Origin of the sequence: Mycobacterium sp. (assembly GCF_049683935.1) — a bacterium.
Lineage (GTDB): Bacteria > Actinomycetota > Actinomycetes > Mycobacteriales > Mycobacteriaceae > Mycobacterium.
The window spans coordinates 1-12,080 of sequence record NZ_JBAUJR010000306.1; the positions used below are offsets into that span (position 1 = coordinate 1).

Genomic DNA, 12,080 nt, shown 5'->3' on the forward strand with positions numbered 1-12,080 from the left:
CATGCAGAAGGAGTTCCCGATGGCGGTACACCTGCTGGAGGGACACATGGTCGGTGGCCTGCGGCAGCGACAGATCCTCGACCAGCGGGAGAAGCTGCTGGCCCTGGGCCAGCTGTCGGCGGGGCTGACCCATCAGCTCAACAACCCGGCGGGCGCGACCGCCCGCGCGGTCGCCGACCTCCGTGAGGGTGTGGGCAAGAGGCGCCACACGCTCGCGATGCTGGCCGACGGGAAGTTCACCCCGGCGGCGCTGAAGGTGCTGGTCAGCATTCAGGACGAGGTCGCCGAGCAGGTGTCCAAGTCGAAATCCCACGAGCTGTCCTCGATGGAAACCTCGGACCGGGAGGACCAGATAGGCGACTGGCTCGAGAACCACGGCATCGGCGCGGCGTGGGACTACGCACCGACCTTCGTGGAGGCCGGACTCGACGTCGACTGGCTGGAGCGGGTGGAGGCCTCCATCGCCGACGTGGACTGTTCCGCGACGCTGCCCGGGGCGATCGGCTGGCTGAAATACACCATCGACAACGAGCTGCTGATGAATCAGATCGCCGAGGCGAGCAAGCGGATCTCCGCGCTGCTCGCCGGCGCCAAGCAGTACTCGCAGATGGACCGTGCGGAGTACCAGACCGCCGACATCCACGAACTGCTGCACAGCACGCTGATGATGTTCGGCGACAAGATCGGCAAGGACAACCCCGTCAAGCTGGTCAAGGAGTACGACAAGTCGCTGCCCCCGCTGGGCTGCTACCCCGGCGATCTCAACCAGGTGTGGACGAACATCATCGACAACGCGATCCAGGCGATGAACGGCCAGGGCACGCTGACGATCCGCACCATGCGCGAGAACGAGAGCTTGATCCGGGTGGAGATCTGCGACGACGGTCCCGGCATCCCCGAGGACATCGTCGAGCGGATCTTCACCCCGTTCTTCACCACCAAGCCGTTCGGTGAGGGCACCGGCCTGGGTCTGGACCTGGCCTGGCGCATCGTGATCGAAAAGCACCACGGCAACCTGTCGGTGGAGTCGCGGCCCGGGGACACCCGGTTCATCGTCTGCTTGCCGCTGCAGGCACCCGCGCCCACGGCCACCGAGGCGGCGGCCGGTGCCTGACCTCGGCCGGTTCGGCGTTTTCGCGCACTACGCCCAGTGGCAGCAACTGAGTCCGGAACAGCTCCGTGAAGTCGAGGCGCTGGGTTACGGCGCCATCTGGGCAGGCGGTTCACCGGCGGCTGAGCTGCCCTGGGTGGACACCCTGCTCGGGGCGACCGACAAACTGCAGGTCGCGACCGGCATCGTCAACATCTGGACGGCGGCGGCAGGCCCGGTCGCGGAATCCTTCCATCGCATCGACGACGCCTACCCGGGCCGTTTCCTGCTCGGCATCGGCGTCGGCCATCCCGAGGCGCACACCGAGTACAAGAAGCCCTATGACGCGCTGACCGAGTACCTCGACGAACTCGACGCGCACGGCGTTCCGCAGGACCGGCGCGTGGTGGCCGCGCTGGGGCCGCGGGTGCTGCGACTCTCAGCGCGCCGCAGCGCAGGCGCGCATCCGTATCTGACCACACCCGAACACACCGCACACGCCCGCGAACTGATCGGCCCGGAGGCGTTCCTGGCGCCCGAGCACAAGGTGGTGCTCTCAACAGATGCCGAGAAGGCTCGCGCTGTCGGGCGCAAGGCCCTCGACATCTACCTGAATCTGACCAACTACCTCAACAGCTGGAAGAGGCTGGGTTTCAGCGACGACGACGTGGCAAGACCCGGCAGCGACCGGCTCGTCGACGCCCTCGTCGCCCACGGCTCCGCCGAACAGATCGCGGTCCGTCTCACGGAACACCTCGAGGCCGGGGCAGACCACGTGCCCGTCCAGGTTCTGACGTCACCTGACAAGCTGGTACCCGCGCTCGCCGAACTGGCCGGGCCATTGGGACTGTCTGAAGGGGGCACCGCATGACCGAAACAGAAGGCGTATCGCTCAAGCCGGCCCTGGGCCGCTACGGGGTGTGGACCGGCGCGCCCGTCACGCCCGAACAGGCCGTCGAGATCGAGAAGCTGGGCTACGGGGCGGTGTGGGTGGGTGCGTCTCCCGCCGCCGACCTGGCCTTCGTCGAGCCGATCCTCGAGAAGACACAGAACCTGCAGGTGGCCACCGGGATCGTGAACATCTGGACGGCCAAGGCGAAAGAGGTCGCAGAGTCGTATCACCGCATCGAGAAGGCGTTCCCCGGCAGGTTCCTGCTGGGCGTCGGGGTCGGGCACCCCGAACACACCCAGGAGTACACCAAGCCCTACACGGCGCTGGTGGACTACCTCGACGCGCTGGATTCGGCGAAGGTGCCGACCAGCCGGATGGTCATCGCCGCCCTCGGGCCGAAGGTCCTCCAGCTCGCTGCCCAGCGCAGCGCGGGGGCGCACCCGTACCTGACCACCCCGGCGCATACCGGTCGGTCTCACGAATTGCTGGGACCGACAGTGTTTCTGGCGCCCGAACACAAGGTCGTCCTGACCGACGACGCCGACAAGGCCCGGGAGATCGGTCGCGAGACCGTCGACTTCTACCTTGGTCTGTCGAACTATGTGAACAACTGGAAGCGGCTCGGCTTCACCGACGAGGATCTGACCAGCCCCGGCACCGATCGGTTCATCGACGCGGTCGTCGCCTACGGCTCTCCCGATCAGATCGCCGCGCGGCTGTCCGAACACCATGCCGCCGGCGCCGACCACGTCGCCATCCAGGTGCTCGGTGGGCCCGACGAACTGCTGTCGACACTCGAGGAGTTGTCAGGACCTCTGGGTTTGACTCGCTAGGGTCTGAGCATGCGGTTGCTGGTCACCGGCGGCGCCGGATTCGTCGGCGCGAACTTCGTGCACCGCTCGGTTCGTGACCATCCCGAGGTCGCGGTGACCGTTCTCGACTCCATGACCTACGCGGGAAGCCGCGAGTCGCTGGCGCCGGTCGACGGTGAGATCCGGTTGGTGCAGGGCGATATCACCGATGCGCCACTGGTGGGCAAGCTCGTCGCCGAGTCCGATGCGGTGGTGCACTTCGCTGCGGAGACCCACGTCGACAACGCGCTGGCCGATCCCGAGCCGTTTGTGCGGTCGAACGTCCTCGGCACGTTCTGCGTCCTGGAAGCGGTGCGCCACAGAGGTTCTGAGGCCGCCGTCCGGCTGCACCATGTGTCCACCGACGAGGTGTACGGCGACCTGGCGCTCGACGATCCGCGACGATTCACCGAGTCGACGGCATACAACCCGTCGAGCCCGTACTCGTCGACCAAGGCGGCGGCCGACATGCTGGTCCGGGCGTGGGTGCGCTCCTACGGGGTGGCGGCGACGATCTCGAACTGCTCCAACAACTACGGCCCCTACCAGCATGTCGAGAAGTTCATTCCGCGCCAGATCACCAACGTGCTGACCGGCCGGCGCCCCAAGCTGTACGGCAGCGGCGCGAATGTGCGCGACTGGATCCACGTCGACGACCACAACAGTGCGGTGTGGCGGATCCTCGCCGACGGCGAGATCGGGCGCACGTACCTGATCGGAGCCGACGGCGAACACGACAACCTGTCCGTGATGCGCACGATCCTGGCGCTGATGGACCGACCCACTGACGAGTTCGACCACGTCACCGACCGGGCGGGCCACGATCTGCGGTACGCGATCGATCCGTCACCGCTGCGTGACGAGCTGGGCTGGAAGCCGGCACACACCGACTTCGAGGCCGGCCTTCGCGACACCATCAACTGGTACCGCGACAACGAGGCGTGGTGGGGTCCCATGAAGGACGTCGTCGAGCAGACGTATGCCGAGCGTGCCCGGTGAACGTCCGCGAGCTGGCCGTTCCGGGCGCGTGGGAGGTGACACCCGTCGTGCACACCGACACGCGCGGTGCCTTCTTCGAATGGTTCACCGACCCGGGGTTCACCGCTTTCGCGGGGCACCGGTTCGACCTTCGGCAGGCCAACTGCTCGGTATCGCAGGCCGGGGTGCTGCGGGGGCTGCATTTTGCCGATGTGCCGCCGGGCCAGGCCAAGTACGTGACGTGCGTGCGGGGGGCGGTGTTCGACGTGGCGGTCGACCTGCGCGTCGGGTCGCCGACGTTCGGCCGCTGGGATGCGGTGACGCTCGACGACAGCTCCCGCCGGTCGGTCTACCTGAGCGAGGGTCTCGGGCACGCGTTCCTGGCACTCGAAGACGATTCCACCGTGATGTACCTGTGCTCGACGGGATACGACCCGGCGCGAGAGCACACCGTCAACCCGCTGGACCCCGCGCTCGACATCGCCTGGCCACTGGCCGACAGCGATCTCATCCTGTCCGAACGAGACCGCACAGCACCGACTTTCGCGCAGGCACTGGACGACGGACTGCTACCGACCTGCTCGCCCTTGCCAAGGCCGGAGTGACATTACTAGGATATGCAAGTATCTAGTGTCGCGAGAGGACTGATCCCATGGCCACAACGGCGAATGCCCGAATTCCCCACTTCATCGACGGCAAGCGCACCGAGCTGCAATCCAGCCGGACCGCCGATGTGATGAACCCCAGCACCGGCGAGGTCCAGTCGCAGGTCGTCCTGGCCAGCGCGGCCGACGTCGACACCGCGGTCGCGACCGCGGTGAAGGCGCAGCGGGAGTGGGCCGCGTGGAACCCGCAGCGCCGCGCCCGGGTGATGATGAAGTTCATCGACCTGGTCAACCAGAACGTCGACGAACTGGCCGAACTCCTCAGCGTGGAGCACGGCAAAACCGTCCCGGACTCCAAGGGCGACATCCAGCGCGGTATCGAGGTCATCGAGTTCGCGATCGGCATCCCGCACCTGCTCAAGGGTGAGTTCACCGAAGGCGCCGGCGGCGGCATCGATGTGTACTCGATCCGCCAGCCGCTGGGCGTCGTCGCCGGCATCACGCCGTTCAACTTCCCGGCGATGATCCCGCTGTGGAAGGCCGGCCCGGCGCTGGCGTGCGGAAACGCGTTCATCCTCAAGCCTTCTGAGCGCGACCCCTCGGTACCGCTGCGGCTGGCCGAACTCTTCCTCGAGGCCGGGCTGCCCGCCGGGGTCTTCCAGGTCGTCCACGGCGACAAGGAGGCCGTCGACGCGATCCTGACCCATCCCGACATCCAGGCCGTCGGGTTCGTCGGCTCCTCCGACATCGCGCAGTACATCTACTCCACCGCTGCCGCCCACGGGAAACGCTCCCAGTGCTTCGGCGGGGCCAAGAACCACATGATCGTGATGCCCGACGCCGACCTCGACCAGGCTGTCGACGCACTGATCGGCGCCGGCTACGGCAGCGCCGGTGAGCGCTGCATGGCGATCAGCGTCGCGGTCCCGGTGGGCAAAGAAACTGCGGACCGCCTCCGTAACAGGCTCGTCGAGCGGGTCAACCAGCTCCGGGTCGGTCACAGCCTCGACCCCAAAGCCGACTACGGGCCGCTGGTCACCGAGGCTGCGCTGCACCGGGTCCGCGACTACATCGGCCAGGGCGTCGAAGCCGGCGCCGAACTGGTCGTCGACGGTCGTGAACGTGCCACCGACGAACTGAGCTTCGACGACCAAGACCTGTCGAAGGGTTACTTCATCGGACCCACGCTGTTCGACCACGTCACCACCGACATGTCGATCTACACCGACGAGATCTTCGGCCCGGTGCTGTGCATCGTGCGCGCCGAGGACTACGAAGCCGCTCTGGAGCTGCCGTCCAAGCACGAATACGGCAACGGGGTGGCGATCTTCACCCGCGACGGCGACGCCGCCCGCGACTTCGTCTCGCGCGTCCAGGTCGGCATGGTGGGCGTCAACGTGCCGATCCCGGTTCCGGTGGCCTACCACACCTTCGGCGGTTGGAAGCGGTCCGGATTCGGCGACCTCAACCAGCACGGTCCCGCGTCGATCCAGTTCTACACCAAGGTCAAGACCGTCACCGAGCGTTGGCCCTCAGGCATCAAGGATGGGGCCGAATTCTCCATCCCCACCATGAAGTAGCGTCGGATGTCCTTGTTCGAGTTGGACGGTGACGAACGTGTCATCGTCGAGACCGCGGCGGCGTTCGCCACCAAACGCCTTGCGCCCCATGCCCTGGAGTGGGACGCGGACAAACACTTCCCCGTCGACGTGCTGCGTGAGTCCGCGGAACTCGGGATCGCGGCGATCTACTGCTCCGAGGAGGTCGGTGGCAGCGGACTGCGGCGCCTGGACGCCGTGCGGATCTTCGAGGAGCTGGCGGCGGCCGATCCGACCATCGCGTCGTTCATCTCGATCCACAACATGTGTGCCTGGATGATCGACAGCTACGGCACCCCGGAACAGCGCAAGACGTGGGTGCCACGGCTGGCCACGATGGAGGCCATCGCCAGTTACTGCCTGACCGAACCCGGAGCGGGTTCGGACGCGTCCGCCCTGCGGACCCGCGCGGTGCGGGACGGCTCGGATTGGGTGCTCGACGGGGTCAAACAGTTCATCTCGGGCGCGGGGGTCTCCGACGTGTATGTGGTGATGGCCCGCACCGGCGGAGAAGGCCCCCGCGGGATATCGGCGTTTGTGGTCGAAAAGGGCACGCCCGGACTGAGTTTCGGTGTCAACGAAGCCAAGATGGGCTGGAACGCCCAACCGACCGCCCAGGTGGTCTTCGACAAGGTCCGGGTGCCCGCCGAGGCGATGCTCGGCGGCGCCGAGGGCGAAGGCACCGGGTTCGGCATCGCGATGAACGGGCTCAACGGCGGTCGCGTCAACATCGCCGCCTGCTCCCTCGGCGGCGCCAGGACTGCCTACGGAAAAGCTGCCGGGTACGTGCGCGACCGGGAAGCGTTCGGCGGCTCACTGCTCGACGAGCCGACCATCCGCTTCACCCTCGCCGACATGGCCACCTCACTGGAGACATCTCGAATCCTGCTGTGGCGCGCCGCCTCTGCGCTCGACGCAGGCGATGCCGACAAGGTGGAACTGTGCGCGATGGCCAAGCGCTATGTCACCGATGCCTGCTACGACGTCGCCGACCAGGCTCTCCAGTTGCACGGCGGCTACGGCTACCTCAAGGAGTACGGGCTCGAGAAGATCGTCCGGGATCTGCGGGTGCACCGAATCCTGGAGGGCACCAACGAAATCATGCGCGTGGTGATCGGACGGGCCGCAGCGGCCCGGGCCCGCGCATCTTGACGGGAGAGATACATGACCACAATCGCGTTCCTGGGTCTGGGAAACATGGGCGGGCCGATGGCTGCCAACCTGGTCTCGGCCGGACACTCCGTGCACGGGTTCGATCCGGTGGCCGCCCTCAAGGAAGCGGCAACCGGCAAGGGCGCCACGGTGTTCGACACCGGCGCCGAAGCGGTGGCCGACGCTGACGTGGTCATCACCTCACTGCCCAACGGTGCGGTGGTGAAGGCGTGTTACGCGGAAATCCTGCCCGCTGCCAAGAAGGGCGCCCTGCTGATCGACACGTCGACGATCTCGGTGGACGACGCCCGGGAGATCCACCAACAGGCGGTCGCCGCCGGACTGGCCCAACTCGACGCCCCGGTGTCGGGCGGCATCAAGGGCGCCACGGCCGGCACCCTGGCGTTCATGGTCGGCGGCGAGGACGCCGCCGTCGAACGTGCCCGACCGGTGCTGGAACCGATGGCGGGCAAGGTCATTCACTGCGGCGCATCCGGAGCCGGACAGGCGGCCAAGCTGTGCAACAACATGGTGTTGGCGGTGCAGCAGATCGCGATCGGCGAAGCGTTCGTGCTGGCCGAGAAGCTCGGCCTGCCCGCCCAGTCACTGTTCGACGTGATCACCGGTGCCACCGGCAACTGCTGGGCGGTACACACGAATTGTCCGGTGCCGGGACCTGTTCCGACGTCGCCGGCCAACAACGACTTCAAGCCCGGGTTCGCGACGGCGTTGATGAACAAGGACCTCGGGTTGGCGATGGCCGCCGTGGACTCGACAGGGTCGGCCGCCCCACTGGGCACCCATGCCGCCGAGATCTACGCGCAGTTCGCCGCCGACCACTCCGACAAGGATTTCAGCGCGATCATCACCATGCTGCGAGATTAAGAACCGTTCAGACTGCAACCACGGCGGGCCTTTTTCGAACTTCCTCGCCGTCAGCGCAGCGTCAAGGTACGGGTTACGCAGCCGAGGGCCTGCTGGTCTCCAACCACTTGTCGTGCACCCGCTGACAATCCGCGACCCGTAGCGGCGCACCATGAGTGTCGTCGTCGTCGACCAGGACCGATGCGAGGCCGGCGGCGGTGGCCAGTCGCTGATTCGCCGGCGACCCTGCGAACGCGAGCGAATCCCGTGCCGGAGCGCCCAGGTCGGCCAGCGCCGCCTGGTACAGGTTCGTACCGGGCGTCGCGGCCACATCAGAGGCGGTGACGACGGTGTTCACGATGCCCTCGCCGACCAGTTGCCGAACCAGCGGTTCGACCCACGTGTGTCTGCCGCTGCTGACGACGCCGATTCCGATGCCCGCACCGAAGGCCTCGGTGATGAGGTCGACCAGGCCGGATCGCGGCGTGATGTCGGCGTCGAGAATCGTCTCGTCGAGGATCATCGCCTTCGCCGCGCAGACCTCGTCGACCAGCAGCTCGGCAAGCACGTCGCACTCCGAACTGACGCCGCGCTTGCGCAGTTCAGCGGCGACCCGCCGCCGTTCGTCCCGCAGCGCCTGCAGTTGCCGGTAGCGCGTCTGCGTCCACTCGATGTCCAGGCCGAGTTCGGCGAAAGCGGCGTTGAACGCGGGACGGTGGCCCTCGGACTCGATGTCGGCGAGGGCGTCGAGGTCGAAGATCACGGCGCCCAGCGTCTTCAGCGGCTGGGCTTGCGCATCGATGGGCTGGGGCCAATCCCACCAGAATCGGCCGGCACGCCATGTGGTCTCTCGTGTGGGCTGCACACGTTCATGGTGTCCCAGGTCACATCTGCGGCGCCTCCCCCACTTGGGGGATTCCTCGCGCCAAGTTGGACGGGTCCGGTGTCCACCGGCCCTAAGGTGGGGCAATGACCGGCCCGGTACGGATCGTCCTGGTTGATGACCACGAAATGGTCATCGAGGGACTCAAGGCGATGCTCGCCGCCTTCGACAGCAGGGTCACGGTCGTGGGCCAGGCCGTCGGGCCGGACCACGTGCTCAGCGTGGTCGGCGATCTGGACCCCGACATCGTGCTGTGTGATGTGCGGATGCAAGGGTCCAGCGGCCTGGACGTATGCCAGCAGCTGCGGGCCCGCGACCCCGACCGCAAGGTCGTGATGCTCTCGGTCTACGACGACGAGCAGTACCTGTTCCAGGCTTTCCGCGTCGGGGCCGCGGGTTACCTGCTCAAGAGCATCAGCAGTGAGGAGTTGGTCCGCCAGCTGGAGTTCGTGCACAGCGGCGAGACCGCGATCGACCCGCGGATGGCGGCCAGGGCAGTGGACACCGCGGCGCGACTGCAGCGCGACGAATTCTGGCCCGGGGTCCGTCAGGGCCTCACCCAGCGGGAAAGCGAGATCCTGTCGTTCGTGGTCAACGGCCTGTCGAACCGCGCCATCGCCGCCAAGCTGGTGATCGGCGACGAGACGGTCAAGACGCACCTGAGCTCGATCTACCGAAAGCTCGGTGTCAGCGACCGCACCGGCGCGGTGGCGACCGCGTTGCGCGAGGGCATCTACCAGTGAGCGGGTCCTCGCGGCCGTTGCTGGCAGCCGACCGTGAGCTCGCCCTGCTGCGCGAGCTCATCCAGGCCGCCTCCAGCGGTCCCGGCGTGGAACCGCTGGCCGCCGCCGCGGCCCGGATCATCACCGCCGCCACCGACAGCGACGTGTGCTTCGTCCACGTGCTCGACGACACCGAACGGTCGTTGACGCTGGCCGGTGCCACGCCACCGTTCGACTCCGAGGTCGGCAAGATCAGGCTGCCGCTGGGCCAGGGGATCTCCGGCTGGGTGGCCAGCCATCACGAACCCGTGGTGATCAGCAACGACAAGGAGTCCGACCCGCGGTACCTGCCGTTCCAGTCGCTGCGCGGCCGGGACTTCACGTCGATGGTGTCGGTGCCGATGGAGACCGACCCCGGCGGCCTGGTCGGGGTGCTCAACGTGCACACCGTGGCCCAGCGCGAATTCGACGATCGCGACGTGGAGCTTCTGCTCGTCATCGGCCGGCTGATCGCCGGGGCGATGCACCAGGCACGGCTGCACCGCCAGCTGGTGGCCCGCGAACGCGCCCACGAGAACTTCGTCGAGCAGGTCATCGAAGCCCAGGAGCTCGAGCGGCGTCGGCTGGCCGGCGACATCCACGACGGCATCTCGCAGCGGCTGGTGACGCTGTCCTACCGTCTGGACGCCGCCGCCCAGGCGGTCGACGACCGCGTCGCACTCATCGAGCAGCTCGACCGGGCGCGCGAACTCGCCCAGCTGACGTTGGGGGAAGCCCGCGCCGCCATCAGCGGTCTGCGGCCGCCGGTGCTCGACGATCTCGGGTTGTCCGGCGGGCTTGCAAGCCTGGCACGGTCCATCCCCCAGGTCGGGATCGACGTCGATCTCGACGATGTCCGGCTGCCCGACCACATCGAGCTGGCGCTGTACCGGATTGCGCAGGAGTGCCTACAGAACGTCGTCAAACACGCCGGGGCGTCCCGGGCGAAGCTGACCTTCGCCGTCGATCGTGGTGAGCACGGAGAGACCGCCCGGCTCGAAATCGTCGACGACGGAATCGGTTTCGACACCCTGGAACATCCCCTGGGCAGCGACGAGATGGGCGGCTACGGGCTGTTGTCGATGGCCGAGCGGGCCGAGATCGTCGGCGGCAGGCTCAACATCCGGTCCCGACCGGGCACCGGCACCGCGGTGACTGCGACGATCCCGGTGCCCTCGGCCACCCGCTAGAAGTCGCCGGCGCTGCGGCGCAGGGTCCGGATCGACTCGGCAAGCATGCGGGAGTCGTCGTCGGGCATGCCGATGTCGGCGAAGACGTCGCCGTTCAAAGTCGCCGTCGCGTCCTCGACCGTCGAACGGCCCAGCTCGGTGATCTGGACCAGGGTGGTGCGGCCGTCCGTCGGATGCGGCAGTCGCTCGACCAGGCCGTCGGATTCCAGCCGCCTGATGGCGTGCGTGACGCTGGTGACGTGCACCTGCAGGCGGTCGGAGGCTTTGGTGATGGGCAGCGCGCCGGTGCGGCTGAACGCCAGCAGCCGCAGCAGCTCGTAGCGGGAGAAGCTCAGGCCGTAGGGGCGCAGCGCGGTCTCGACGCGGGCGAGCAGGATCTGATGTGCCCGCATCACCGACGTCACCGCGACCATGCCGTCGGCCACCTCACCCCAGCCGGAGCGTTCCCAGTTGGCGCGCGCCTCCGCGATCGGGTCACGCTTCGTCGACGGCTGATCCGGGGCCACGCCTCACCCGGCGGTCAGGATCCGGGGTCCGTCGTCGGTGACGGCGACGGTGTGCTCCCAGTGTGCGGCGCGCGATCCGTCGGCGGTCACGACCGTCCACTCGTCGGAGAGCACGACGGTCTTGGTCGTGCCGAGCGTGAGCATCGGCTCGATCGCCAGCACCGAACCCGCGGCCAGGTAGGGCCCGCGACCGGGTGCGCCCTCGTTGGGCAGGAACGGATCCATGTGCATCTCCCGGCCGATGCCGTGCCCTCCGTAGCCCGAGACGATGCCGAACGTGCGGTCGTAGCGCTTCTCGGCGGCGCGGGTGCCGAGTTCGATGGCGTGGGAGACATCGGTCAGTCGATTGCCGGGAACCATGGCGGCGATACCGGCCTCCATCGACTCCTTGGTGGCGGCCGACAAATTCGAATCCGCGGCAATGACATCCCCGATGCCGAAGGTGACCGCCGAGTCGCCGTGCCAACCGTCGAGGATGGCTCCGCAGTCGATCGAGACGAGGTCACCGGCGGCGAGTTTCTCCGACGCAGCCGGGATGCCGTGCACCACGCGGTCGTTGACCGACGAGCAGATGCTGCCCGGGAATCCGTGGTAGCCGAGGAACGACGGGATGGCTCCTGCGTCGCGGATGACCGCCTCGGCGACGGCGTCGAGTTCGAGCGTGGACACGCCGGGGGCGGCAGCCCGGCGTACCGCGGAGAGCGCTGCGG

General features: G+C 67.6%; 13 protein-coding genes. 10 read left to right on the plus strand and 3 right to left on the minus strand.

Going from position 1 to position 12,080, the window contains the following annotated elements:
- The 8 genes from WA965_RS18050 to mmsB form a co-directional block, all read left to right on the plus strand.
- Positions 1-1,114 (plus strand): sensor histidine kinase (locus WA965_RS18050; protein ID WP_526447890.1); only part of this gene is annotated, 1,114 nt, incomplete at its 5' end.
- Positions 1,107-1,961 (plus strand): LLM class F420-dependent oxidoreductase, encoded by an 855-nt coding sequence (locus WA965_RS18055; RefSeq protein WP_526300146.1) that lies wholly within the window; start codon positions 1,107-1,109, stop codon positions 1,959-1,961. The genes WA965_RS18050 and WA965_RS18055, both read left to right, overlap by 8 nt.
- Positions 1,958-2,815, plus strand: a complete 858-nt coding sequence (locus WA965_RS18060; RefSeq protein ID WP_526300148.1) for an LLM class F420-dependent oxidoreductase — start codon at positions 1,958-1,960, stop codon at positions 2,813-2,815. The genes WA965_RS18055 and WA965_RS18060 overlap by 4 nt, the downstream gene beginning before the upstream one ends.
- Before the next feature lie 9 nt (positions 2,816-2,824).
- Positions 2,825-3,832: a dTDP-glucose 4,6-dehydratase gene (gene rfbB / locus WA965_RS18065; RefSeq protein WP_526300150.1), complete on the plus strand. Its 1,008-nt coding sequence runs from the start codon at positions 2,825-2,827 to the stop codon at positions 3,830-3,832.
- On the plus strand, positions 3,829-4,416 hold the full coding sequence (rfbC, locus tag WA965_RS18070; RefSeq protein WP_526300152.1) for a dTDP-4-dehydrorhamnose 3,5-epimerase: 588 nt from the start codon (positions 3,829-3,831) through the stop codon (positions 4,414-4,416). Before rfbB ends, rfbC begins: the two co-directional genes overlap by 4 nt.
- A 47-nt stretch (positions 4,417-4,463) precedes the next feature.
- Positions 4,464-5,996 carry a CoA-acylating methylmalonate-semialdehyde dehydrogenase gene (locus WA965_RS18075; protein ID WP_526300154.1) on the plus strand — a complete coding sequence of 511 codons (1,533 nt, stop codon included), beginning with the start codon at positions 4,464-4,466 and terminating at the stop codon, positions 5,994-5,996.
- A 12-nt stretch (positions 5,997-6,008) separates the two neighbouring features.
- Positions 6,009-7,166, plus strand: coding sequence for an acyl-CoA dehydrogenase family protein (locus WA965_RS18080; RefSeq protein ID WP_526300199.1), 1,158 nt, complete (start codon positions 6,009-6,011; stop codon positions 7,164-7,166).
- A 12-nt stretch (positions 7,167-7,178) separates the two neighbouring features.
- Positions 7,179-8,051, plus strand: coding sequence for a 3-hydroxyisobutyrate dehydrogenase (gene mmsB, locus WA965_RS18085; protein WP_526300156.1), 873 nt, complete (start codon positions 7,179-7,181; stop codon positions 8,049-8,051).
- A 73-nt stretch (positions 8,052-8,124) separates the two neighbouring features.
- On the opposite strand, the gene WA965_RS18090 is transcribed toward mmsB, so the two are convergent.
- Positions 8,125-8,895, minus strand: coding sequence for an HAD hydrolase-like protein (locus tag WA965_RS18090; protein ID WP_526300158.1), 771 nt, complete (start codon positions 8,893-8,895; stop codon positions 8,125-8,127).
- 104 nt (positions 8,896-8,999) lie between these two features.
- On the opposite strand from WA965_RS18090, the gene WA965_RS18095 reads away from it, so the two are divergent.
- Positions 9,000-9,656 carry a response regulator transcription factor gene (locus WA965_RS18095; protein ID WP_526300160.1) on the plus strand — a complete coding sequence of 219 codons (657 nt, stop codon included), beginning with the start codon at positions 9,000-9,002 and terminating at the stop codon, positions 9,654-9,656.
- On the plus strand, positions 9,653-10,864 hold the full coding sequence (locus tag WA965_RS18100) for a GAF domain-containing sensor histidine kinase (RefSeq protein ID WP_526300162.1): 1,212 nt from the start codon (positions 9,653-9,655) through the stop codon (positions 10,862-10,864). The genes WA965_RS18095 and WA965_RS18100 overlap by 4 nt, the downstream gene beginning before the upstream one ends.
- Here WA965_RS18100 and WA965_RS18105 read toward each other — a convergent pair.
- Together WA965_RS18105 and map are read right to left on the minus strand one after the other, a co-directional pair.
- On the minus strand, positions 10,861-11,370 hold the full coding sequence (locus WA965_RS18105; RefSeq protein WP_526300164.1) for a MarR family transcriptional regulator: 510 nt from the start codon (positions 11,368-11,370) through the stop codon (positions 10,861-10,863). The two genes, WA965_RS18100 and WA965_RS18105, sit on opposite strands and share 4 nt — an antisense overlap.
- Positions 11,371-11,373: 3 nt before the next feature.
- Positions 11,374-12,080: type I methionyl aminopeptidase (gene map / locus WA965_RS18110; protein ID WP_526447892.1), on the minus strand; the 707-nt coding region annotated here is incomplete at its 5' end.